The sequence below is a fragment of the Pelatocladus sp. BLCC-F211 genome (assembly GCF_041928655.1).
Lineage (GTDB): Bacteria > Cyanobacteriota > Cyanobacteriia > Cyanobacteriales > Nostocaceae > Pelatocladus.
In genome coordinates this window covers 67,185-91,116 of sequence record NZ_JBHFLM010000167.1, presented here as the reverse complement: position 1 = coordinate 91,116, position 23,932 = coordinate 67,185, and the positions used below count along the sequence as shown (strand labels likewise).

Genomic DNA, 23,932 nt, shown 5'->3' with positions numbered 1-23,932 from the left:
AGGGAACGGGGAACGGGGATTGGGTATGAATCAGTTAACTGTTAACTGTTACCAGTTTAATTTGATAACTGATAACTGATAACTGATAACTGATAAGTTGTCTCCCACCTTGTCCCCGATCCCCGATCCCCTTCCTCTCAAAACATCGTTTCAATCAAACATTCTGCAATCCGCCTTGCTGCACCTGCTTTCCCCATCCGTCGTAAACCATTTTCAGCAATCACATGCAATTTATCGGGGTTAGCAAAAAGCGATCGCACTACTTGAGGAACTTCATTTGGTTGTTCTACTAAAATTACACTTGGCCCCAAAAGCCGACTCTGTGTTTTGGCAAACTTGGGATTAAACTGCGGTCCTTTTCCAGCAATAGTAATTGCTGGTTTACCCAAACCCACAAATTGTTCGGTTGCTGTTCCCGCCATGGCGATCGCCATATCTGCCATATGCAGGCAATAATTATAAGCTTTTTGTGTCAAAATAAAATATGCATTTTTTTGTTTAAATGTCAAGGCATCGGCATCAGGAATTGTCACAGGAGAATCTGGGTAAGGATGCCAACCGTGAGATTGAAGAATTTGGTGCATACTGGCAAAATGTAAACTAGAAGCGATCGCACCTAAAAATACAAGTTTGCCTCCAGTGTAGGCTTGTACACTTTGTTCTTGAGGAACGGTGATTAATGCAGACACCGCCATCAAAATTTTTTGCCAGTTAGCGTAAGCCTCTGGAGGACGAGACCCTGGTAAAACAGTGATCATTAATGGTCGAGCCAATCCTGAATTTTCGCTGTTACTATTGTAAAATCGTGCCGTCGGAAAAATTGGTTCTAAACCATCCATCATGGGATTACCAACATCAAAAGCGGGAATAGGCCATTGTTGTAAGATATTTGTTGTTAATGAATCTCTAGGAAACACCGCCTTACAATTACGATGGCTCATTAACCAACGTTCCCAAGGATGGTAAACTGAACCAGAAAAATGCCCTAACCGTGCTAATGGACTGCTGCGTGGCAATAATCCATTTTCATCTCGTACATGGTACTCTGATTTTGCCGTTCCGACAAAAGCGTATTTAGTGCCACTCATCCAAGCAAACAATAACGGTATGATGTCCCCTACAGCTAAGATGGCGTGATTTTTGCCAAATTTTTGTTGAGAATTGGCCCAACTGCGTATAGTTTGAATTTGATTAAAAGTTAGTTGTATTAATCCCCCACCCAGATCACGTAGGAATTGCCATCCATCCATGTAAATAAAACCACCAGAAGGCATAGTGCGTACTGAACCGATGACGGGAATATTTAACTTTCGGTAGGCGTATCCTTCCCCTACTAAAGGTAAAGCAAAAATTTCTGGTGGGTGGGGTTGTCGCTGGAGTTCCTGTAAGATGCGGACTGCGATAGAATCTTCTCCATGACCATTACTTAAAACTAACAGCCGCAGATGAGAATTTATTTCCTGGATTTTAGAATTGGTGGATAAAGCAGAGACATCACTCATAATTTAGAAGGCAGCAGGCAAAAGCTAGATTATTTTCCATGTTATTTTATTAGGTTAAGAAATACACAATATCAACTTAGCATCTTGAGCAAGACAACTCTTTTTGGGAAGATAAAGTATGTGCCAAATCTAAATCCTAACTGCTGAGTATGCTATCTATTATTTTAGAAGTCAGTCCGTTGGTTGGAAATTTACTTGCCACTGTGCTGACTTTTATTTATGTCTTTGGGTTAGTAGCCCTCATGAATTTCTTTGTGACTAGTTTTGGTCTACCCCAAGATATTAGCCGCAAAATAACACATATTGGTGCTGGTTCAATAATTGTTTTTTTACCACTTTATAACGATTTACATTGGTCAAAATACCTGAATATTTTGATCATGGTAGTGTGGTTAATTCTTTTAATTCAAAAAGGTTTGTTTGCCAACCCTGATGACGAAGCAGTCAAAACCATGACTCGTACAGGAGACAGGGGTGAATTACTCAAAGGACCACTTTATTTTGTCATTATGGCTATTATTTGTGGGACTTTATTTTATAAAACATTCTCTGGAATTGTCGCTATGACATGTCTGGCTTGGGGTGATGGTTTTGCACCAATTATTGGCTCAAGATATGGCAAATTTAAATATAAAATATTGAGCGATAAATCAATCGAAGGAAGCTTATCAATGTTTATTTTTGCCTTTGTTGCTAGTATATTTTTTGTGTGGCTGATTATTCCCAGCGCTTTGAATATTAACCTGATTTTAATAACTTCTCTTGTGTCGATGTTCGTAGAGGGATTCAGCCCCAAAGAAATAGATAATATCTTAATTCCAATAACAGCAATTGCAATAACTAGTTTTATTTAACTCAGTAAGAACATATAGAGATAAGTAAGACAGCGCAAATAATCAAAGGTTTGTAGTAAGGACTTTAGTCCTCAAGAAAGGACTAAAGTCCTTACTATGAACTTATTTCAATAATTGTAGGTTACTTAACATAATTTGATTTATTCTCACCGACTTACTTATGCGGAGCAAGCATCGCACATTTGCCAAAACTAAAGGCTTTACTTTCAGTTAATCCAGAAAGTAAAGCCTATATCACCACATTCATCACTATAAGTAAGAAAGAGGTATTACCTTATTATTCGGGCTTGATGCTGTTGAGATACGTATCAAAATCTACATAAATCTGCGTATTGTCGCTATTTTGATTAAGTATTCTCCCCGCTGCCAAACCACCACGATCTAACAGCCTTTCCACAGCCTGTTTAGCATTAGTACCACGCTTGAGAGTAAATAAAAGATTATTGTTGTTACAAGTATCGTATGTGGTAGAAGCAGCACATACAACAGGTTGTTTGTTAAGTGTACCAGAAATAATGGTTTTAAGAGTGCCGTTATCGTAGCTTCTTTGAAATCTATCCGATACTTCCCGACAACGTTGTGCAGGAGACAACTTAGAGGCAAAGTAATTGTTCGGAACCCAACGAATCATTGGTATTTTCCGGCCATTATAAGTCTTGGCAAAGGTTGTAGGATAACCTTTGCTGTTAGCGCAAAAGAAGGTTGTACCACTGGCGTAACTAGGCTGATTGGCAATTGCAACTATCGTAGATATAGTCAGCAAAGCAATACCAGAAACTCTCGCAACTTTTGTCAATGTGGAACTACTACTGCTCATAAAAAGTGCGTGAATAATAAAAAAGCGTAAATCCCACTGTCATGGGGATATAAACAGCTACAAATGAAAGTTGTAGCATTTCGGAATCATAATCAGATATATCAGTAAAAATAACATTATTTAAATGTAGAAATAATAAAAAGAAGTGTGTTGTTTTGCTCTGTTAAAATAAAAGTATTAAATTATACTATTTTCCGGGTGTAAGGGTATAGGAATTTATCAAACGATAATTATTCCCTTGTTTAGATCACCACTACAGAAACTTTGACTAGTCGTAAAGGGTCAAAGAGTAAGTCCAAATACACTGCCAATCAGCTTTTGTGCTTTGTTCCAGCTATTTTCCAGTACGATATTGCCTAATAACAGACAAATGACTGCCGAAGGCTAATAGTAGAATAAGGTACAGGATAAAGCTGTATGGAAGGGAGGCAGGGAAATTGGATGAACTGAGGGCGGTACTCGAACTTGCCACTGAAGATGAATTGCAAGACTTAACGGCAATTATGTTTAGCCGTAAGTTCAATCCCCTAGATTATATTCAGACACCTGAACCGATAGAAATACAAAGCCAGGGTCGTGAAGCTTGGCTAGATGCACTGGAGGAACGCTTTCGCTTTTTAGCAGCCGATGGTGTGACGGTATTGCGAGGACGTACAAACCAAGTAACATATCGGCAAGCACTGATCCAGGTCTGTAAGTATTTAAAAATACCTTATTCTGATGATTTATCAACTATCGATTTAGAAGCAGAAGTGTTTTTACACTTGCTAGGACGGGTATGGAAAAAATTGCCGGAGAAAGATAAACAAAAGTTGACTGCAAAAGTTCAGCACCAGTTGGCAAAATCACAACTGAATGAACCACTACCACTTTCTTTGCAGCGTGATCCCTTGGGTTTACTTTTCAAAGGAGGTAGCGCTTTGGCTGTCACCTCTGTGATCCAGCCACTGTTACTCAAGCAAATTGCCCGTCAATTTGCAATGCATTTTGCTACCTATCAAGTCACTAAACAAGCCGCACTGGGAGGTGGTGGTGCTGCTACAGTACAGTTTCAAAACTACGTAACATTGCAAATGGCAAAGCGAGGTATGGCTGTAAATGCAGCTCGTTATGGTACTGTCAGGAGTGTGTTTGCATTTGTAGGGCCGATGATGTGGGCTTGGTTTTTTGCAGATTTGGGATGGAGAACGATCGCTGTTAACTATGGTCGAATTATTCCAACTATCTTCGCTTTAGCTCAAATTCGGCTCACTCGTATGGAATGTTGGGAATTAGCCTGATGACATAGTCATTGGTTATTGCTCATTGGTCATTGGTCATTAGTTATTAGACCTCTTGCAAAAGTCGAATTAACCCCCCCCACTCTCCCCGAAACGGGTGGAATAAATCTCTCACCGTTTTGGGGAGGGTAGGGGAAGGGTAGTTGATTATTTTTGCAAGAGGTCGATTTATTAGTGGAATATAAGAAACAACTAACAATAAACCACAGACAAGTGACAAATAACAAATGACTAATGACTAATGACAAAGAACAAATGACCAAGTATAAATTACCATTTTTACACCATCCTGATCCTAAACTACAATTTTCGTGGTACTGCGCCCAGCTTGGATTGCTAGTCTTTCCATTATTTCCATTATTGGGGAGTGTACTTCTAGGTGTGGCGTTATTAGGAACATGGTTAATAAAATACCGCAGAATTATTCGTCAACCCCAAAATTTGGGATTTGCGGTTTTAAGTATATTGCTCGTCATTAGTACTGTCTTTGCTTTTGATCAAAAGGAGGCTATTCTCGGTCTATGGAATTTCCTACCATTTATTTTATTTTTTGCTGCTTTTAGTGTCTTAATCCAAACACCACAACAACTGCGTCAACTATCTTGGGTTTTGGTAATTACTTCTGTACCAGTAGTCATCATTGGTTTAGGACAATTGTTTTGGGGTTGGACTACACCACCCCATTGGAAAAGTATTTTTGGTTGGGCGATCGCATCTGGAGGAAACCCACCCGGTCGTATGGCTTCTAGTTTCATGTACGCTAACACTTTGGCTGGTTATCTGGTGATCGTGTTTGTGCTTGGGTTGGGTTTGTGGCTAGAAGCATATCAGAAGTTAAGAGTCAATTATTCCCTGAATTTTCGGATCTCCCTACCTCTGCGTCTCCCTTGTTCTACTGTGTCAGTTGTTTTGCTGACTTTCATCGTAATTATTGATTTTGTGGGGTTAATTTTAACCAATTCGCGTAATGCATGGGCGATCACTGTTTTTGCTTGTTTAATTTATGCACTTTATCAAGGTTGGCACTTTTTGGTCACTGGTGTCACTGCTATAGCCACGACTATACTTTTAGCTGCTTTTGCTCCTCCACCCATTGCTCAATTGTTTCGTAAATTAGTACCTGCTTACTTTTGGGCGCGGTTAAATGACCAAATGTATCCCGATAGACCAGTCGCCCTCCTCCGCAAAACTCAGTGGGAATTTGCTTGGTCATTAACTCAAGAACGTCCTTGGACTGGTTGGGGTTTACGCAACTTTACACACCTTTACAAAACTAAAATGCATATTTGGTTAGGTCATCCCCACAACTTTTTTTTGATGCTTTCTGCTGAAACCGGATTACCTGCAACTTTGTTATTTTGTGCTTTACTAGGCTGGATATTCATTGCAGGTATGCAACTATTATTAAATTCAAAAGCTATTAAAGCCGAAGATAGATTAATATTTTTTAGTTATCAAGTTGTCTTTGGAGTTTGGGTATTATTTAATACAGCAGATGTCACACTCTTTGATTTGCGACTCAATACTCTTTCGTGGTTAATTATTGCTGGCATTTCTGGTGTAGTTTATCGCTATAGTCAGCATGATAAATTCATCGCAAAGCATACTTAATATAGTAAAAAAGCTATTCTCAGAATTATCTACCTGAAGATTAGCGTTCAAATAACTTAAGTATATATACAGGTGGCAGTTAAATATTGAGTTAATAAAATTACTAATATCACGTCTGTGACTGTGAGTGTGGCTAATCACACATTAGTCACTGTTGCTGATTGTTGGGAAGGTGTAGGTACACCCACGAAGGGTGTTGTCCTGCAAAACGGGCATCTTTTTAGAGATGCCCTTTTCTAAGTATAAAATTATGTCATAAATTACATAAACAGGGCATCAAAAATCGACCACCCTGGAAGGCGATAAACACAGATGGATCACGCCTTTGCTGCTAGATTAAGAGTTTACAGTTTTGATAACGCGATCGCGGTTAAAACTGTAGTATCTTAAGATAAGATAGACTATACAAAAATTCACTCTTTTTGGTAGTCTGCCAAAGTTAAACAATACAAGAGTGTGATACCAGGAGTAGGAAAACCAAAACTGGTGGCTTCAATCCTAAAGTCCCAAGGTTATCAGGCTTTGGGAGTAACAGTGTATTAAATGTTAATTAGTGCTGAACTACTGCTGCAATACCATCGCTGTAAGCGCCGGCCTTATTTAGATATCCACGGTGACTTCAAAGAAACAGATGGTGCAAATGATTTGCTGATCAAGTTGCAGCGAGACAAAATCGCGCATCAAAAGACAATCCTCGCACAGTGGAATTCTTACCGTCCCAGTTATCCCCAAGGTGACTGGTACAGAGGTCAAACTGCGACTATTGAGTTAATGCAGCGGGGGGTAGAGTGTATTTATCATGGTGTACTGTTAACTCAGTACTCTGATATACACCTGCACTCATACGAGTTGGCAGATACACAGGAAGTTACAGATACAGAAAGTGAAGATTTCTCAGTGTCCCCTCGTCTGAATTTCCCTGTGTCTTCTTCAGCTTCACCTGTTTACCCTGATTTAGAAAGATATACCCTATTAAGTCGTCCAGATTTACTAATTAAAAAGCCAGGAAAATCTTGCTTTGGAGATTGGATGTATGTTCCGGTGAATATCGAACTCGGAAAACGTCCTAAGCAAGAGTATCAAACTGTAGCAGCATTTCACGCCCAAATTTTAGCGATGGTGCAGCAAGCAGAACCAGAAGCGCCTTGGCTAATTTTACGCGGTAAAGAGACCAGATATCCAGTAGATTTGATGAAAGCAATGCCACAAATGCATCGGATTTTGTGGGAATTGATTCAAACTCTGGAAATAAATAAAGCACCAGAGATATTTATTAGTCGTCAAAAATGCAATCTTTGTCATTGGTACAGCAGTTGTTATGCGATCGCTCAATCTCAAAAACACCTGTCTCTACTTCCAGGGATCACACCCGTTCGCTACACTCAACTACAAGCACTAGAGATCACCACATTAGAATCTTTAGCTCAAACAAGTCCAACGTTGCTGGAAAATTTACCTGGATTTGATAGCCAAGTTGCTTGTAAAGTTATAATCCAAGCTCAATCTGTAATCGAAAATCGCCCACTGATCCTACCTGTTCGTGACGAAATTTTAACTCTTGCTGAGGATAACTTCACTGCAAATGGATCTAATATAGCAAGTGGTATTGCTCAACAGCAGAGTTTACTGCTACTTTCTCCACAGCAAATTAATTCTCTAAGTTTTACTAGTTCGTCTCCAGATATATTTACAGCACCAATTGAGCTTTACTTTGATATTGAAGCTCAACCAGACTTGAATTTAGATTACTTATTAGGCGTTTTGGTTGTTAATAGACAAACTAACACAGAGCAATTCTATTCTTTATTAGCAGAAAAAATAGAAGACGAAGAATTAATATGGCAGCAATTTTTGGATTTAGTGTGGCAATACCCTAATGCGCCAATTTACCATTTTTGCGTCTATGAATCTGACACTGTTAAAAGACTGGCTAAACTTTATCATACTCCCCACGCTATTGTACAGCCTATACTGAATCGGTTTGTAGATGTATATGAACAACTAACTCAGAGTGTAGCATTGCCTGTGGAAAGTTATGCCTTAAAAGCGATCGCACGTTGGTTGGGTTTTGAATGGCGTTATCCTGAAGCCAGCGGTGCTAAGTGTATATATTGGTATGACCAATGGTTAAAAACAGGCGATCGGACTTTAATAGAAAAAATCCAATCCTACAATGAAGATGATTGTCGTGCTACGCGCAGTGTGAAAGACTGGCTCGTTAACTTTTTTGCCAACTGAGTTATGATATCGTGTTGTTGAATTTTATGATTAGCAACACTTCCCTATGCACTTCATCAAAAAAATCTTGAAATTTCCCAAATTTATTTTATTTTTTATCGCGATTTTGATCATCAGTCTTTTCTTAAGTAATTTTAGAACATCAGCTGTTGAAATTGCAGATATAAAATTTATTGGTTCTGCTACCTTACCTAAAGGTTCTTTATTTCAAGGAACTGAAGTCGGAGGTTTATCGGGAATTACATATGATACTAAAAATGACCTGTACTATGCCATATCTGATGATCGTAGCAACAAAGCTGCGGCTCGTTTTTATACTCTAAAAATTAACCTGAGCAAAGGTTCTCTTCAAGATAGTGATGTGACTATTGTTGGCGTTACTCCACTAATTAACGAAGCAGGTAAAAATTTTATTAATGGTAGTATAGATCCAGAAGGAATCGCCTTAACCAACAAGTCAACAGTATTTATTTCTTCTGAAGGTGATGCTAATCAATTAATAAATCCTTTTATCAAAGAGTTTTCTCTATTTTCTGGTAAAGAATTAAGAACACTACCCATACCAAACAAATTTTTGCCAGATAAAAGTGAAAAAAAAGGTATCCGTAACAATTTAGCTTTTGAGAGTCTCACAATTACACCAAATGAAAATAATTTATTCACAGCCACCGAAAATGCTCTAATTCAAGATGGTTCAGAAGCAAAGCCAAATACTAGTAGTCCATGTCGGATTTTGCAATATAATCTATTGACAAATCAGCCAGAAAAAGAATATCTTTATCAGACTGAAGCGATCGCACCATTTTTTAATATTTCTCGCAAATTTGCTAGTGGAATACCGGATTTAGTTGCTCTTGATAATCAAGGACATTTTCTGAGTTTAGAACGAAGTTTTACTGGTTTAGGATTTTATATTGCGCTGTTTCAAGTTTCTTTAGAAAAGGCAACAGATATTCATAATATTAACAGTCTTTTAGCATCAGGCTCCTCAAATATTAAACCAGTCCAGAAAAAACTACTATTCGATTTGAGAAATCTTGACGTATATTTAGATAATATTGAAGGTTTAACTCTTGGTCCCAAATTACCAAATGGACAGCGTTCATTAATTCTTGTCAGCGACAACAATTTTAATTCTCTGCAACGTACTCAATTTTTAGCTTTTGAACTCAAGATTGAATCACCTTTAATTAGATTATTACGTCGTCTGAGAAATATCAATTTTCAGCGCTAGGAAAATACCCAAATCATAAAATAAAAATGAACAACTACCTATGACCAACGAATAATCACGACTCTGACTAAAGTAAAACAGCGCCAATAACAAAACGTTTGTAGTAAGGACTTTAGTCCTTTCTTGAGAACTAAAGTCCTTACTACGGACTTATTTCAATAACTTTACCTTACTTAACATAGTTTGATTCACCAACCTACTTAACTCCCCAATCCGCCGCTTCCTGATTTACATCTACGCCTTAGCTCAAAGCGATCGCTTTGCGGAAGAGATGAGCCAAACAATGTTGATGTCTTGGGTAATTACTGTTCTCTAAAGATTCATGGAGGTTTGTGATAATATGGGAGACTGCTGCATAAATTATAGAAATAGACAACTAACTCAATCATGGCTCTGACGCAACAGCGCAAACTGGAGATTATCTCCCAATACCAAGTACACGAAACCGACACTGGCTCTGCCGATGTTCAAATTGCCATGCTGACGGAACGTATTAACCGTCTTAGTGAACATCTGCAAGCCAACAAGAAAGACTTTTCATCCCGTCGGGGATTGTTAAAGTTGATCGGTCAGCGTAAACGTCTTTTATCCTATATACAGAAAGATAGTCGAGAACATTATCAAGCTTTGATTGCTCGTCTCGGCATTCGTGGATAGGAACTCCTTATTATGCCTGCTGAATCTGATCGCTTGCCATTTGAACCGAATAAAAAGCGTCAAAAACCTGCCAAGGCAGAAAGTAAACCCCAAATTGTTAAGCAAGAGCCTGTAAAAAAGGAAAAGAAAAAACCACGTTATAGCAAAGAAGAAGTTGCGATTCCCCAAGTAGTCAGCCAACGAATGATGCGTCGTGTGGCTGGTTTTGCTGGAGTGCCAACTTCTTTGGGGATTATGACCTTGGTTGTTAGCTATTTCCTGCTCACCAACACTGACATCAAACTACCTCCTGTCGCTGTTTTATTGGTGAATATGGGATTTTTTGGTTTAGGTGTATTGGGAATATCTTACGGTGTTCTTTCTGCCTCTTGGGATGAAGATAGAACTGGAACCCTCTTGGGTTGGAATGACTTTACTACCAACTTTGGACGGATGGTGTCAGCTTGGCGTGAATCTCGGCAAAAAAAGAATACATAATTGCTAGCGCTCAGAGACTCAGATCATTGCTGATCTGGAATAAATATTTTTCCAGGGTATTGGGTAGATTTGAGAAAAGTGTTGAAGTTATTAAACTTCAACATTGCTAAACTCAGCAAAAATTAATATTCTTTTAACCCAATACAAGCAGCAAAACTTCTGAGCGCTCTATTTTTTATTTGTTTTCTCAAAGTGATTTATTAAATAATTACTATAGATTCGTAACAATTAAAAGAGATTTGTACTAAAACCTCAAGAAAAAACTAGAAAACACAAACTCTAACTGAGTTTCTTAGATATTAGATATTACATAATAATTAATGGCAACTAGCAATTAGCAACTGAAACATGATTGTAGTCATGAAAATTGGTTCTCCTGAAGCGGAAGTCAACCGCGTTAGCGAGGAACTTACCACTTGGGGGCTGACACCAGAAAGAATTGTTGGTAAACACAAAGTCGTAATTGGTCTAGTTGGTGAAACAGCCGACTTAGACCCCCTGCAAATTCAGGAAATTAGTCCTTGGATTGAGCAAGTATTGCGAGTAGAGCAGCCTTACAAACGCGCTAGCCGTCAATACCGCCACGGGGAAGCGTCTGAAGTAGTTGTCAATACTCCTGATGGGCCTGTTACTTTTGGCGAACACCACCCCTTAGTTGTTGTGGCTGGACCCTGCTCCGTCGAAAATAAAGAAATGATTATTGAGACGGCGCAACGTGTCAAAGCTGCGGGAGCTAGATTTCTCCGTGGTGGTGCCTACAAACCCCGGACTTCGCCTTACGCCTTTCAAGGTCATGGTGAAAGCGCTTTAGAATTATTAGCAGCAGCGCGGTCAGCTAGCGGGCTGGGTATTATTACAGAAGTTATGGACGCTGCTGACCTGGACAAAATCGCAGAAATTGCTGATGTTGTCCAAGTAGGAGCAAGAAACATGCAAAATTTTTCTCTACTTAAAAAAGTAGGGGCGCAACCAAAGCCAGTTTTACTGAAGCGAGGAATGTCGGCAACTATTGAAGAATGGTTGATGGCTGCTGAATATATTTTGGCGGCGGGAAATCCAAATGTGATTTTGTGCGAGCGAGGAATTCGTACCTTTGACCGCCAATATACACGCAATGCTTTGGATATATCAGCTATACCAGTGTTGCGAAACCTGACCCACCTACCAATTATGATTGATCCTAGCCATGGTACTGGTTGGGCTGCTTATGTACCTTCGATGGCAATGGCGTCTATTGCTGCTGGGTGTGATTCTTTAATGATTGAGGTTCACCCCAACCCGAAGAAAGCTTTGTCAGACGGGCCTCAATCTCTGACACCAGAGGCTTTCGACCAGTTAATGCAAGAACTCGCAGTTATTGGTAAGGCTGTGGGACGTTGGCCACAACCAGCTGTGGCTTTGGCTTAAAGAGCAAAGAAAGACAAGGAAAAAAGGAAAACGCGGTGACAAGGGAGAGTCTTTTTGACATTTTCTCCTCCATGTCTCCGCGTTTTTGCATCCCCTTGAATTAAAGGTTTGTAGTAAGCACTTTAGTGCTTAAAAAATAAGGACTAAAGTCCTGACTACGAACTTTCTTATCGATCAATTTAAAATTGACAGAGTACTACCGTCTTCTGCTACCAAAACCACTGCTACGACGACTTGAAGAACTACGACCGCTACCAAAACTTCTACCTGAATCGCGTCTAGTAGAACTAGAGTTACCAGATGGTCTGAGGGTACTGCTACCATAACCAGAACCAGTCGGGCGATTACCAGTAGTGGTACGTGGTGTTGTACGTACAGTAGAGGTATTGGGAGTTCTGCGGATGTTCCCTGTTGTGCGGAAAGCAGTGCGATTTCTGACTGCTGCTGGTGGCTGATTGTAACGACTCTGATAGCTGGAAACGGCATCATTATAGCTTCTGCCATAACCGCCGTAACCAGTCAAGGGTAGTCCTGGCTGATACACAGGTGGTACATAGTACTGGGGTCTAAACAACAGACTACCAAGGGCTTGACCAGCTAAAGCCCCAGCAAAAGGTGTCCAAAAACTACTTTGTTGACGGACGACTACTGTCTCCTGCTGTCCGGTTTGAGGATTTGTCTGAGTTTGGGTGACGTTGTGGACGTACTCAATTTTAAAATCTTCTGTTAAGTACATCGCTGGCTGTCCTTTCTCCACTTTCAGGTAAGTTTTCTTACCCTGTTTAATTTCATCATCGGTCAGCCGTGCCATTTGCAAATTTTCAGTTCTAACAGTTGGGGGTGTGGCGTTAAGCAAAAACAGAGTATATACTCCATCCGCATCGTTATAGGTAGCTTGTTGAACTGGATACTGACCATCACTCAACTTACTAATGTTTGTTGTCTGATTGCCATTGTTAGCTTGCGGCTGATTTTGATTTGCTCCACCGCCGCAGGCAACTGTGGTTAAACACAAACTCAATGTTAAAACAACTACTGTTAATTTACGCAAAATTTTCATCAGCATTTAACTATCTTCTCATCTTCGAGCTTAACAATTTCTCAATCAAATTGGGAATTGATGTGTGTTAATAGTTGTTAGTTAGTTGTTCCAAACAACAATCAACTACGAACAAAGACTATTACAAAGGTATCAACTCTGGATAGTATTGCAAAAGTTGATCGTTAGTGAGTTCATCACCTAATTGAGCAGGTGAAAAATGTACCTGAATCGCTTGGAGTTTATGGTTATAATGCAAATTGATTAAAGCTTTGAAACCTTCTTTCAAGGCATAGATGTTGGCGAGGTCGGTTTCTAATTCTGGTACTTCTCCTTGATAAGCGATCGTAATCATGACAACAACGTTGCGCGTTACAGGTATAGAAAAAGAGTCATTATAATCAGACTCAGAACTGAAATCTGGCTCACTCTTGTAACGTTGGGCTGAGTCTGTAAACAACTCATTGACATAATCTCCCGCTTCGCCTTCGTTCCAAAATACATCGCCTTCATTGGCAGCAGAAAGCCAGTATTCATCGTATTGCAAGAGAGTTTGACAAATTTCTACTAATCCTTCTCCCAAAACATTTAGATCACCATCAGAATCTATTGCTTCCCGCGCACCACGATTTAATACTCCCAAGATTGGTGCAACTTCAGATCCCGCTAAATGTAACATAAGACGACAAACTACATAGCGAGTCTTACCCATCATTCGGTTAAAGGAATCGCGCATTTTTACTCCTATATTTGGTTAATGGTTAGTGGTTATATAGTTTTTTATTTACCACTATTTATTTTCACTCACTACTAAATATTAGTTTATATAATGAAATCCTTTGAGAAAATCAATCATCATGCTTTCAGAAGGGGCTATTACTTTGGTAGTGCTTAGGGAATCGCTATCGTTTCTAGATGCATGGACGTTAGAGATATCAACAAATCTACCAAAGTGAGGATGATCATGAATAATTAAGCTTTGAGCGCTGGAATTAGTTAAAATCATCTGGGTTGGTGCTTGAAAAAACTTGATTTTTTTGGTAATTCTCAATATGTTGATGAGTTGTTTGATCACAGCACTATTGTCTATGACTTTTTCAATTAATGTAGTTAATTGCTGCAAGCGCTGAGGAGATAATGAACTCATAGAGGAAATATTTTCCCTGTTCATCATCGCCAATAACGTGCGAATGTTGTTTTGAGTGTTTATAGAATCTTGGAAGGGAAGAATTATCATGTAAGCTATGGGCAATAAATTAACATCGCTATCGACACGAAATGTAAAAACCGTGCGGCGACGTCCAATTTCCATACTCGGAGGTTGTTTTAATTCAGGGTATTGTTGGCTTATTTGGTGATATGCACCAGCAATAGCAAAATTGGCTTCATGATCCAAAGATTTATCCACAATAATCCGAATTGTTGGTGGAGTTTCGTTAAAAAATTCACGTGATTCTTCGGTATTAAAATGCTGGATGATGGAGCGATCGCCACTAGGACTAAGATCAACCCATTCACAAATCATACCCTCGGTTTTTAAACCAAATCTGGGGGTCGAGTAAAGTTTAGCACCTGTTAAAGTTGCCCCTGATAAATCCGCACCGATCCACTCGGCTTTGATTAATTTGGCTTGAGTTAAATCGGCGTGAACTAAAGTCGCATTAGTTAAATTGGCATTATTTAAATCTGCTCCGATCAGATTCGCACCACTCAATTTTGCTTCACTTAAATCTGCCCAACTGAGATTTGCGCCACTTAAATCTGCCCAACGCAAATTAGCACCACTCAAATTCGCCCCGCTCAAATTACTATGACTAAGATTAGCCTGTCTCATTTCTGCATTACGGCAATTAGCACCCCTGAAATCAGTACGGCTTAAGTCGGTGTTATTTAAGTTAGCCCCCTCTAAGTTCGCTTCCGTTAACAAACTATCCCGTAAATTTGCCTCGCTCAAATTTGCGTAGCGCAATATAGCGTGACGAAGCGCCGCTTCTCGGAGATCCGCACAACTGAGATTGGCTGCAAACAGATTAGCACGGCTCAAATCAGCACGAATTAACTCTGCACGGATTAAGGAAGCTGATTGAAGTTGGGCGCGACTCAAATCCGCCCTAATCAAATTGGCGACATTGAGACTGGCGTAGTTGAGGTTGGCTTGGTTAAGATAAGCACCACTTAATCTCGCTACATTGAGCTGGGCGTGACTGAGATCAGCACCACACAGATGGGAACCACTGAGGTTAACGATACTCAAATTCGCATGACTAAAATTTGCTTCATTGAGTTTTACACCACTTAAGTTGACTTCCGAGAGATCAACACTGCGAAAGTCCCTCTCTCCTACTTCGTATTTTGCTAGCAATTCCTCTAAAGTCATTGGTTTACCTCACCGGATGTCAACTTGAATAGTGGGTAAAGTTGGATATCTTAACTGGTAATTGAATTTCGGTCGAAATCACAATGAATATTGGTATTTTAGGACTTGGACTGATTGGCGGCTCTTTGGGTTTAGATTTGCGATCGCATGGACATTATGTATTTGGAGTTAGTCGTCAGGAATCAACCTGCACCAAGGCGATCGCTCTTGGTAGTGTAGATGAAGCATCTGTTAACATGAGTTTACTAACTGCCGTAGAGGTTGTATTCATTTGTACACCGATTGGGCTTATTATTCCCACAATTGAGCAGTTGATTACTCATCTACCTACTAATGTTGTAATCACGGATGTTGGTTCAGTCAAAACGCCGATAGTGAAGGCAATTTCTCCCCTCTGGACAAATTTTATCGGTGGACACCCCATGGCCGGTACAGCCGAAAGTGGTATTGATGCTGCACAAAGACATCTATTTATTGATAGACCTTATGTGTTGACACCAACTGCTACAACACCCACAGAAGCGATATCTACTGTAGAGAAAATAGTCAAACAACTGGGATCTAAACTTTACTATTGTCCTCCCGGACATCATGACCGAGCAGTTAGCTGGATTTCTCATTTACCAGTCATGGTTAGCGCTACTTTAATTACTGCTTGTCTGGGTGAAAGCGATGCCCAAGTGTTGCAATTAGCACAAAAATTAGCTAGTTCTGGCTTTAGAGATACTAGTCGTGTCGGAGGCGGAAATCCAGAATTAGGAATGATGATGGCGCAGTATAATCAACAAGAAGTATTGCGATCGCTCCAACAATATCGCCATCATCTTGACGAATTAATTCACCTGATTGAGCAAGAAAATTGGATAAGTTTAGAAGAAAAGCTAAAGTTGACTCAATCAAGTCGTCCTGAATTTGTGGAAGATTGTTATACCAATTTAAAAAAAGAATGTGACAAATAGACCATATTGTAGAGACGCGATTCATCGCGTCTTGAACTAAGGATGTATTGCAATCATTAATTGAATTGGTATTAGTAGTTATTAGTAGTTGGACAAAATTAAATTCATTCGTGGAGATAGGGAACGGGGAAGAGAGAACCTTTCAAGGGTTTTATAGATTTTGCGTTTTGACCGACGTGGGGACGCCGAGAAAGGGAGACGCGGAGAAAAATTTTTGAGCGAAAAAATGGGCTTTGCAGGCAAGCTTTCAGTACACAGAATTTTCCCGTTTCAAACCCGAAATTTCATGTTTCAAACCCGAAGTTTCTCGTTTTGAACCCGAAGTTTCCCGTTTTGAACCCGAAGTTTCTCGTTTTGAACCCGAAGTTTCTCGTTTTGAACCCGAAGTTTCCTGTTTTGAACCCGAAGTTTCCTGTTTTGAACCCGAAGTTTCCCGTTTTGAACCCGAAGTTTCTCGTTTTGAACCCGAAGTTTCTCGTTTTGAACCCGAAGTTTCCTGTTTCAAACAAGACAATCATCTGATGAAAATCTCTTCCCCGTTCCTCTTAACTGATAACTGATCAAACAGCCACCCATCGCCGACAATCTCCTCTAGGCGCTGATTGAGTCGGGGGAGGAAATACTCTGGATCATTGAGGCGTTGCTGAGTCCACCAAGTAGCAAAAGCTTCCTCTGTCTCTATTCCTTGCCTACCCGCCGCCCCTACTACCATATTCACACTGATATCCCGAAGTTCTTCTAACTGCGGATGTCCTTCGCCTCGGTAGTTGCAGAAAAACATCGCAGTTGCTCCTAGCAAAGCTTGTATTTCGTCGCCTTGAGGTACGACATTATACAAAGCCCGAATGAGAGAAATTGTATCTGCCAATGGCGCTTGAATCCGCAGCGTCAGCCAGATTGCTTGAGCGAAGTAAGTTAAACCTTTGCTGTCTGCTATAGTCCCTAAGTTGCCTAGAATTTGAGCTAAATTTACGTAAGCACGAACTTTTGCCAATTTTTCTACCGCTTGTAAATACAAGTTCAATTGTCTAGTTTTGTCCCCTTGTTCACCTGCACAATAAGCTATATTTGCTAGAGTTACAGCACTACCAAAAACATCGTTTATATTTTCTTTTAATTCAAGTGAACGCTCCCACAATGAAAGTGCCTGGTTTACATCACCTTGTTGGGCGATTACCCCTGCCATTTCATGCAGGGTGAAAGCGACACCACGAATATTGTTAATACTTTCATATAGTTTGAGAGAACGATTCCACATTGAAAGCGCTTGTTGAATCTTGCTTTGTTGAGCAACAATCTTAGCGATTTCATGCAGAGTTCCGGCTATACCATCAATACAGTTAATATTTTCATATAGTTGGAGTGATCGCTTGTAGAACAACAGTGCTTGGTTAATATCCCCTTGTAAGGCAAACACTTGTGCCATATTGTGGGAAGTACCAGCAATACCAGCAAAGTAATTAATACTTTCGCTGAGTTCAAGTGAAGATTGCCAGATTGAAAGTGCTTTATTTGTATTACCTTGTTGAGCAAAAACCCGTCCCAGATTGTTGAGAATCTCAGATTTTTCTTTTAAGTCATTTTTAGGGCAAAAGTTTAAAGCTTGCTGGTAGTAAGTGAAGGCATTTTCAATTCTGCCTAAAACAAACTCTGCCCTAGCAATAGTTCCCAAAATTCGATAATCTTCTCCTAACTGGAGAATTTCCTGGCATATTTCCCACGCTTCTACATATCGACTACTGTTTATCCAATTTGTCGCCATATTATCCCCAACGGTGACGGCGAGTTCTCTCTCTTCTGCCAACACCGCTAACCTGACGATTTCATGCGCTTGTTCTTCGTAATGGTTTTCAGCGTCTTTCCACCAATTCTTATAAATACTCTGGGTTGCAGCTTTCCTAGTGGTTTGCCATTCCTCTGGGGTTAACACAGGTTGCAACAATGATTCTAAAATTGTGGTGACGCGATAGGTGGGCGTTTGGGTGGGGTGAGTGGTGGCTGATTCGACTAGGCTGAGGCTAGTAAGTTTAGCTAGGTATGACTTAATTCCCCTTTGTCCCACTTCTGTTAAGGGAGTAAGAAGTTCTCCATCTCCCAATTCAGGAGTTGAAGAAAGATCCCGTTGTCCTTCTTCCCTACCAAGCAAAGAAGAAGTTTCTAGCCCTTTCCCTTGTAGCGGAGGGGTTGGGAAGAGGTCAAAAATAATTTCCTCTGTCACTGGCAATTGAAACACACTCAACCGCGCCAGCAACTTTTTCTCCTCAACTTCCAAAGCATCCAGCAAAGTCTGTGCCAAAATATTCTCGCGGAACTTTTGCTCAGTCGCTTCTAAACGAGTCAAAAGTGCATCTGATTCTAAACTCGGTTGCTGAATGATTTCTAACAGCCATTTCAACAAGCGGGGATTACCATCGGCTACTTTAATAATTCGTTGCGTGATTGGCTGTTGCTTAACTTCTTTGTCTAACGGACGGCAGATTTTATCAATATCGCTTTTGCTCATCGCTGCCAAAAATTCTAAATGCAGGCGATGGGGTGGTAAAGTGTCCGCTTTCAAATAGCGGCTAGTAACAATCAACCGACTCACAGCGTTATTTTCTGCCAATGCTGCACAAATCGCCTCTAAAATCCGGTAGGCTTCAGCCGTCATCCGCAATGAGCTATTTTCAATGTTAGCTGTGGGGATGTTTTGCTCAAAGTCATCCAACACTAATAGCAAAGGCTGATTGTGTTCGTTTTCTATCGCCTCAAAAAAGTTTTGCAGTCGTCCCTTGAGAGAAACCTTTGGTTCGTTGAGAAGTGCGGGAACATCAGCAAACCGTTCATACTTACTCGAAAGCTTATTCAGCAAACCTATCTCATCCAAAACCCCAATCAACACCACCTGCTGAAAATCTTCGCGTTGGGTTCTGACTCTCGTACACAGTCGCGCCGCCAAGGAACTCTTACCCAGTCCCCCCATCCCAGCAATAAATACGCCGATGTTGTCACTAGTTTCTCGCAACGCCCGTAAACATCTTTGTAAAGCCCGCCTGCGTCCCACAAATTCCAAACTACTGGCGACTTTAACTATATTATTTTCATCCAAGAATTCGTTTTCTGGCGGTGTAAATACCAGCTTTTCTCTTCCCCTCGTTCTCAAGGGTGTTACCAACTGCTCAATCGGGCGCGTATCTCGATAAATCCGTAATAAGTGCCAGTCGGTGCATTCTTCAGCAATCATCTCTTGCTGGGCTGCTTTTACCGCCTCCTCTACCGTCGCCCCCGTCGCCAAAGCCTGATATAGCGCTTTTGCTGCAATAATACCTGTGCGGTCATACACCGGACGCGCCCAACCTAAAACTACACCCGCCCCCGCCTTCACCAATTGTTGCGCCATTGAGGGTACTGTCCCTTTGTTCGCAACTTCTCCGGTGTGACAACCCGACAGAAAAATCACCCTCGGCCAGCGTCCGCGAAAGGCTTTGGCGAGATCATTGACGGTAGTAAGTTGGACATTTCCCACCTCATCTTCAGTGATCAAGCAGGGCGTGTGATCTGCTATTCTTTGTCCTTGGCGCAGCAAAAAACTGTAGTTTTGATTGGTATAAATTAATCCGTGTCCCGTGATGTGAAAGACATCAAAATAATCTTCGTCGTAGGATGCAACCAGATTTTTCAACTCTTCTACTGAGCCGCTTTCCTCAACAATCAACGCCAACGGCTGATCTTTGGTTGCTTGCAGAATATTGGCTTCTTCCCGTTCAAATTCCAGCGTTGCAACTCTAGGATCTTCCGGTGCAGTCGCCATAAATAGCAACCGCAAAGGGCGATTCTGCACACCAATCACTTGAGTGTTGCGTTGCTGCATAGAACGCACTGGCAATACTGCTATATCTTGTCGTGTCAGTAAAAATCCAGTGCGATCATGTAATAATTCCCACGGTAAATGCGCCAGTCCTAACGCCATGCGTTCTGTTTGTGGGTTTAATCCTTGCGCCTCGGTAGTTTGAATTAAATCTAAATAAATCGTCCCCTCATCCGCTTCATCTAACGCCCTTCTCAGCCATCCTTCTTTACCATCTAGCCAGTGATAAAGTCGTCGTCCTAGTTGGATGAGTTCGGGTGGACTATCTTTTTGTCGTAGATAGTAATTTTTTTCACATATATCAATCAGCGCTAGCAACTCATCGCTATCCAAACGCCGCGAACCATAATCACACCGTAATTCAAACGTCTGATTTTGACTAAGAGCAAAGCTGAAGGTAAGGGGCATAGCTGGACTAACTTAAGATTGCTATCTTGTTATTCACAGTATAATCACTGTATTTCTTAGGGGCGAAGCATTTGTTATTGATTCTTTGTGAATCAGTTTTGAGGTTTGAATCCTCAAGTTTCGTGTTCTGAGGGTGAAGTTTCATGTTTCAAACCTGAAGTTTCTCGTTTTAAACTCGAAGTTTCATATTTCAAACTAGTCAATCACGGGAAAATCCCACAACCAAATATGAAAATAAGTACCTAAACAAAATTAATTACACATTCTTCAACTTCCCGTTCCCCGTTCCCTGTTCCCTCCACTTAATCACAATTTCGATAGCCTAATGCTTTGGAAAAGTCTGTATTTCCAAGTTTGGCATTTTCAAAATTAGCGTTTGTTAAGTCAGCACCGCGAAATGATGTGGCAAAGCAGCTTGTGATTTCTTTTACATTGTGAATCAGTGAAAACATCACTAGTGCGATCGCTCCCACACACAAACTCCCCCATACTAATCCCCAAACGAGATGCAGGGTACTTAAGTATGCAAATGCCATTGCTGCTAGTAAAAAAGCAAAACCATACGCTGCTACCGTACCTGCAACCCCAACTGCAACACTCACCAATCCTCTGGGAAAGTAAAAACCGAGAAATCCTGTAATCATCGCACTCAAAATTAAAGTTTTTATACCAACCTGTGGATGATTGTGGATTGTGGTGATTCCGCGATAAAACAAAGCTAGTAATGCGCTTAATACTGACCCGGAAACTGTTGTAGCAATACGCTTGATGAGCAATTTAGTGTCACTAATAACTCTAACAGCAGAGGCAACTGTGACAATACCCAAAATACTGAAAAAAATGATCGTATAAAACCAACCTGGCTCTTCAGGTGTTACACCCAGAACGTTAAATAATATCTGACTAATTGCATGAAACGTAGCGATCGCCACAAATACTGCAACAATGATTGTAATTATTAAGTGTGGAATAGTTTGACCGGCCTTGACTTGCTTAAAATTAGCTCCCCGCAATAGGGCGTTACTAAAATCACAACCGCGAATGTCCGCACCGCTAAAATCTGCCCCAATTAAATTACCTCTTTGAAAAGAGCGATTTCGTAAATCCTGATTAGCGAAGTTGAGAGAACTGGAATTATACCGTTTCACAAAAATCCTGATACATATTGGATTTACTGTAGGGATGTACGATGTGTACGCCCCTACCCATGTATTTGTATCATCAAAAAAGTGAAATGATATTAGGCCAAAAGGGCAGCTACCAAAAATAAACTATCTACTAAAATTGTACTTAACACCGCTCCACCAAAAGCATACCAGTGCCACTGTTTTCTACCTAAAGGTAAAATTCCTACCATTGTGAGAATCATAGCAAGAATTAATGCCCAGGCGACTCCCCAAGGCGTCTGTACTTGTGCTAAAGCGTTCTGTAAGATTAATGGCACAAATTCTGGTTCTACTCGCATAATTTGTCGCCAGTGGGGCATTAAATTTACTAAGTAGAAATACACGTCAGTTAAGACAGTACCTAGTAAAGAACCCAAATAAAACCAATTACCAACTTTTCCCCAATTTCGACGCAAGCACCATATCGCAAATGGTAGACCGATAGATTCTACTGGTAGGTGCCATAAAGGTTCCCAACGTAACCAACCCCAGTAAATCGAACCAGCTAACCAACTCCAGCTAAATCCAAATAATAAATCTCCCCAATGATATGTTACGGAACGTGACATTAATAAGAAACTCAGCCACACCCATAAAAATGTCAGACCAACACTCAACCACGGCAGCGATCGCACCAGAGGCGCTTCAATAAATACTGGTACGGATACTAAAAATATAGCTGCTGCAAATATTAACCAGGTTTGGCGAGCAGAAGCTAATACTACAAGCGGAGTTGGCGCCTGCATGTGCTGATGCCCAGAAGTGGAGAATGTCTCCGTCTCAGTGTTAACGCTGGTAGAAACAGTGTATGAAGACAATGTATTGTTAACCAAAGATTATTAATATTATTTACTTAACTTTATCTTATTTAAGATATCACAACATATATCCCCCCCAGGGGCATAATAATTATATCTTTTATCATACAGGGACTTTTACGCAGGAAAACTACATTTTCAATAAAGACACAAAGACGCGGAGAAATAGCCAATTACATTCCTACGTCAGAGTGTCTCTGTATCCTAGCGTTACAGTGTTTTTAAGAAAATACTCTTCCGGTACAACTGACTCCAAAGACGTAAAGTTGGATAATTCGTTAAAGTTAGGCAGCTATTTGTGGAGTGTGGTTAATGGGAACAATGTTTGTAACAGGTGGAGTAGAATTTTTTTTATCTGTAGGAAATCATCTGATGCAAACAGCTGGTAATGCTGTTGCGGATGAATCCAACCTGATTGGGAAAATAGTGCAAGGATTTATTTTAGGTATAGTCCAAGGGATTACGGAATTTTTGCCGATCAGCAGTACCGCTCACCTAATCATATTTCGGGACGTTTTAGGTTGGAAAGTGACATGGAGTAAAGCAGCTATTGATGGGATTCAGCTGGGCAGCGTTTTTGCGGTCATAATATATTTTTGGAAAGACATTCGCAACATATTGGGTGGTGCTTGGTTAGCATTTCAGCATAAGGAATGGCAGCGATTTGAGTGGAAAATGTTTGTGGGGATTGCGATTGGCACGTTTCCTGCATTATTGGGCGGTTTAGTACTCAAGATTTTAGATGTTGAGTTAGAAAGTCCTTTGATGATTGCAGGAATGTCAATTGTGATGGCGGCGTTGTTGGGTTTGGCGGAGAAATTCGGCTCGCGCAAGCGTGGTTTTAAAGAAGTAGAAATTAAAGATGGGATTATTGTAGGTTTAGGACAAATGATAGCTCTTCTACCAGGAGCTTCACGTTCTGGTTCAACCCTGACGACAGCCTTATTTATTGGCTTACAACGAGAGACTGCTGCTCGGTTTTCATTTTTATTAGGCTTACCAACACTAGCGATCGCGACAGCTGTTCAAACTAAAGACGTGCTTCAAGAATCGCATATGTTCCTGCCACTGTTGATCGGTATCGCCTCAACCTTCGTGTTTTCCTATTTATCGATTGCTTGGTTGCTGAAGTTCCTGCAACGGCGAAGCAACTGGGTATTTGTGTGGTATCGACTGGGATTTGGAGCTGCAATTCTAGGTGCAATTGGTGCAGGAATTCTTTAGCAGAGACGCAAGGAACA

At 40.6% G+C, this 23,932-nt stretch carries 19 protein-coding genes; 11 read left to right on the top strand and 8 right to left on the bottom strand.

What is annotated here, in order from left to right; all coding sequences use genetic code 11:
* Window positions 1-137: 137 nt before the first annotated feature.
* The gene (locus tag ACE1AT_RS20985) at window positions 138-1,502 is read right to left on the bottom strand and encodes a lipid-A-disaccharide synthase-related protein (protein WP_374871824.1); all 1,365 of its coding nucleotides are present in this window, start codon (window positions 1,500-1,502) and stop codon (window positions 138-140) included.
* A gap of 149 nt (window positions 1,503-1,651) precedes the next feature.
* Here ACE1AT_RS20985 and ACE1AT_RS20980 point away from each other — a divergent pair, with 149 nt between their 5' ends.
* Complete coding sequence (locus ACE1AT_RS20980) at window positions 1,652-2,356, top strand: diacylglycerol/polyprenol kinase family protein (RefSeq protein WP_374871823.1); 705 nt, start codon at window positions 1,652-1,654, stop codon at window positions 2,354-2,356.
* A 277-nt stretch (window positions 2,357-2,633) separates the two neighbouring features.
* On the opposite strand, the gene ACE1AT_RS20975 is transcribed toward ACE1AT_RS20980, so the two are convergent.
* The gene (locus ACE1AT_RS20975) at window positions 2,634-3,173 is read right to left on the bottom strand and encodes a COP23 domain-containing protein (RefSeq protein WP_374871821.1); all 540 of its coding nucleotides are present in this window, start codon (window positions 3,171-3,173) and stop codon (window positions 2,634-2,636) included.
* Between the two features lie 437 nt (window positions 3,174-3,610).
* On the opposite strand from ACE1AT_RS20975, the gene ACE1AT_RS20970 reads away from it, so the two are divergent.
* The 7 genes from ACE1AT_RS20970 (at window position 3,611) to aroF (ending at window position 12,077) form a co-directional block, all read left to right on the top strand.
* Window positions 3,611-4,453 carry a YaaW family protein gene (locus ACE1AT_RS20970; RefSeq protein WP_374871819.1) on the top strand — a complete coding sequence of 281 codons (843 nt, stop codon included), beginning with the start codon at window positions 3,611-3,613 and terminating at the stop codon, window positions 4,451-4,453.
* 234 nt (window positions 4,454-4,687) lie between these two features.
* Window positions 4,688-6,064, top strand: a complete 1,377-nt coding sequence (locus tag ACE1AT_RS20965) for an O-antigen ligase family protein (protein ID WP_374871817.1) — start codon at window positions 4,688-4,690, stop codon at window positions 6,062-6,064.
* 543 nt (window positions 6,065-6,607) lie between these two features.
* Window positions 6,608-8,302 (top strand): TM0106 family RecB-like putative nuclease, encoded by a 1,695-nt coding sequence (locus ACE1AT_RS20960; RefSeq protein ID WP_374871815.1) that lies wholly within the window; start codon window positions 6,608-6,610, stop codon window positions 8,300-8,302.
* A gap of 46 nt (window positions 8,303-8,348) precedes the next feature.
* On the top strand, window positions 8,349-9,536 hold the full coding sequence (locus ACE1AT_RS20955) for an esterase-like activity of phytase family protein (protein ID WP_374871813.1): 1,188 nt from the start codon (window positions 8,349-8,351) through the stop codon (window positions 9,534-9,536).
* A gap of 387 nt (window positions 9,537-9,923) precedes the next feature.
* Window positions 9,924-10,193 carry a 30S ribosomal protein S15 gene (rpsO, locus tag ACE1AT_RS20950; protein WP_017309568.1) on the top strand — a complete coding sequence of 90 codons (270 nt, stop codon included), beginning with the start codon at window positions 9,924-9,926 and terminating at the stop codon, window positions 10,191-10,193.
* A 12-nt stretch (window positions 10,194-10,205) separates the two neighbouring features.
* Window positions 10,206-10,670 carry a PAM68 family protein gene (locus ACE1AT_RS20945; RefSeq protein ID WP_374871810.1) on the top strand — a complete coding sequence of 155 codons (465 nt, stop codon included), beginning with the start codon at window positions 10,206-10,208 and terminating at the stop codon, window positions 10,668-10,670.
* 348 nt (window positions 10,671-11,018) lie between these two features.
* On the top strand, window positions 11,019-12,077 hold the full coding sequence (gene aroF / locus ACE1AT_RS20940; protein WP_374871808.1) for a 3-deoxy-7-phosphoheptulonate synthase: 1,059 nt from the start codon (window positions 11,019-11,021) through the stop codon (window positions 12,075-12,077).
* A 196-nt stretch (window positions 12,078-12,273) separates the two neighbouring features.
* Here the strand turns inward: aroF and ACE1AT_RS20935 are convergent, their stop codons facing one another.
* The 3 genes from ACE1AT_RS20935 to ACE1AT_RS20925 form a co-directional block, all read right to left on the bottom strand.
* Complete coding sequence (locus ACE1AT_RS20935) at window positions 12,274-13,143, bottom strand: hypothetical protein (RefSeq protein ID WP_374871806.1); 870 nt, start codon at window positions 13,141-13,143, stop codon at window positions 12,274-12,276.
* A 115-nt stretch (window positions 13,144-13,258) separates the two neighbouring features.
* Window positions 13,259-13,852: a DUF1517 domain-containing protein gene (locus tag ACE1AT_RS20930; RefSeq protein WP_374871804.1), complete on the bottom strand. Its 594-nt coding sequence runs from the start codon at window positions 13,850-13,852 to the stop codon at window positions 13,259-13,261.
* A gap of 81 nt (window positions 13,853-13,933) precedes the next feature.
* A complete protein-coding gene (locus ACE1AT_RS20925; RefSeq protein ID WP_374871802.1) occupies window positions 13,934-15,493 on the bottom strand; it encodes a pentapeptide repeat-containing protein in 1,560 nt (519 codons plus the stop codon).
* Between the two features lie 83 nt (window positions 15,494-15,576).
* Between ACE1AT_RS20925 and ACE1AT_RS20920 the strand changes: the two genes are divergently transcribed.
* Window positions 15,577-16,452, top strand: coding sequence for a prephenate/arogenate dehydrogenase (locus ACE1AT_RS20920; protein WP_374871800.1), 876 nt, complete (start codon window positions 15,577-15,579; stop codon window positions 16,450-16,452).
* Window positions 16,453-16,685: 233 nt separating this feature from the next.
* Window positions 16,686-17,012, top strand: coding sequence for a hypothetical protein (locus tag ACE1AT_RS20915; RefSeq protein ID WP_374871798.1), 327 nt, complete (start codon window positions 16,686-16,688; stop codon window positions 17,010-17,012).
* On the opposite strand, the gene ACE1AT_RS20910 is transcribed toward ACE1AT_RS20915, so the two are convergent.
* The 3 genes from ACE1AT_RS20910 to ACE1AT_RS20900 all read right to left on the bottom strand — a co-directional run bounded on the left by ACE1AT_RS20910 (window position 16,967) and on the right by ACE1AT_RS20900 (window position 22,619).
* Window positions 16,967-20,707: a tetratricopeptide repeat protein gene (locus tag ACE1AT_RS20910; RefSeq protein WP_374871796.1), complete on the bottom strand. Its 3,741-nt coding sequence runs from the start codon at window positions 20,705-20,707 to the stop codon at window positions 16,967-16,969. The two genes, ACE1AT_RS20915 and ACE1AT_RS20910, sit on opposite strands and share 46 nt — an antisense overlap.
* Before the next feature lie 302 nt (window positions 20,708-21,009).
* Window positions 21,010-21,855 carry a pentapeptide repeat-containing protein gene (locus tag ACE1AT_RS20905; protein WP_374871794.1) on the bottom strand — a complete coding sequence of 282 codons (846 nt, stop codon included), beginning with the start codon at window positions 21,853-21,855 and terminating at the stop codon, window positions 21,010-21,012.
* Window positions 21,856-21,947: 92 nt separating this feature from the next.
* Entirely contained in the window at window positions 21,948-22,619 is a 672-nt protein-coding gene (locus ACE1AT_RS20900; protein WP_374871792.1) for a DUF3120 domain-containing protein, read from the bottom strand.
* 384 nt (window positions 22,620-23,003) lie between these two features.
* On the opposite strand from ACE1AT_RS20900, the gene ACE1AT_RS20895 reads away from it, so the two are divergent.
* A complete protein-coding gene (locus ACE1AT_RS20895) occupies window positions 23,004-23,915 on the top strand; it encodes an undecaprenyl-diphosphate phosphatase (protein WP_374871790.1) in 912 nt (303 codons plus the stop codon).
* The last annotated feature ends 17 nt before the right edge of the window (window positions 23,916-23,932 follow it).

Coding starts and splice junctions, on each gene's coding strand:
- aroF (WP_374871808.1), top strand. CDS start 11,019: ATGATTGTAGTCATGAAAATTGGTTCTCCTGAAGCGGAAGTCAACCGC.
- ACE1AT_RS20945 (WP_374871810.1), top strand. CDS start 10,206: ATGCCTGCTGAATCTGATCGCTTGCCATTTGAACCGAATAAAAAGCGT.
- ACE1AT_RS20965 (WP_374871817.1), top strand. CDS start 4,688: ATGACTAATGACAAAGAACAAATGACCAAGTATAAATTACCATTTTTA.
- ACE1AT_RS20930 (WP_374871804.1), bottom strand. CDS start 13,852: ATGCGCGATTCCTTTAACCGAATGATGGGTAAGACTCGCTATGTAGTT.
- ACE1AT_RS20925 (WP_374871802.1), bottom strand. CDS start 15,493: ATGACTTTAGAGGAATTGCTAGCAAAATACGAAGTAGGAGAGAGGGAC.
- ACE1AT_RS20960 (WP_374871815.1), top strand. CDS start 6,608: ATGTTAATTAGTGCTGAACTACTGCTGCAATACCATCGCTGTAAGCGC.
- ACE1AT_RS20985 (WP_374871824.1), bottom strand. CDS start 1,502: ATGAGTGATGTCTCTGCTTTATCCACCAATTCTAAAATCCAGGAAATA.
- ACE1AT_RS20975 (WP_374871821.1), bottom strand. CDS start 3,173: ATGAGCAGTAGTAGTTCCACATTGACAAAAGTTGCGAGAGTTTCTGGT.
- ACE1AT_RS20900 (WP_374871792.1), bottom strand. CDS start 22,619: ATGCAGGCGCCAACTCCGCTTGTAGTATTAGCTTCTGCTCGCCAAACC.
- ACE1AT_RS20955 (WP_374871813.1), top strand. CDS start 8,349: ATGCACTTCATCAAAAAAATCTTGAAATTTCCCAAATTTATTTTATTT.
- ACE1AT_RS20980 (WP_374871823.1), top strand. CDS start 1,652: ATGCTATCTATTATTTTAGAAGTCAGTCCGTTGGTTGGAAATTTACTT.
- ACE1AT_RS20920 (WP_374871800.1), top strand. CDS start 15,577: ATGAATATTGGTATTTTAGGACTTGGACTGATTGGCGGCTCTTTGGGT.
- ACE1AT_RS20895 (WP_374871790.1), top strand. CDS start 23,004: ATGGGAACAATGTTTGTAACAGGTGGAGTAGAATTTTTTTTATCTGTA.
- rpsO (WP_017309568.1), top strand. CDS start 9,924: ATGGCTCTGACGCAACAGCGCAAACTGGAGATTATCTCCCAATACCAA.
- ACE1AT_RS20910 (WP_374871796.1), bottom strand. CDS start 20,707: ATGCCCCTTACCTTCAGCTTTGCTCTTAGTCAAAATCAGACGTTTGAA.
- ACE1AT_RS20935 (WP_374871806.1), bottom strand. CDS start 13,143: ATGCTGATGAAAATTTTGCGTAAATTAACAGTAGTTGTTTTAACATTG.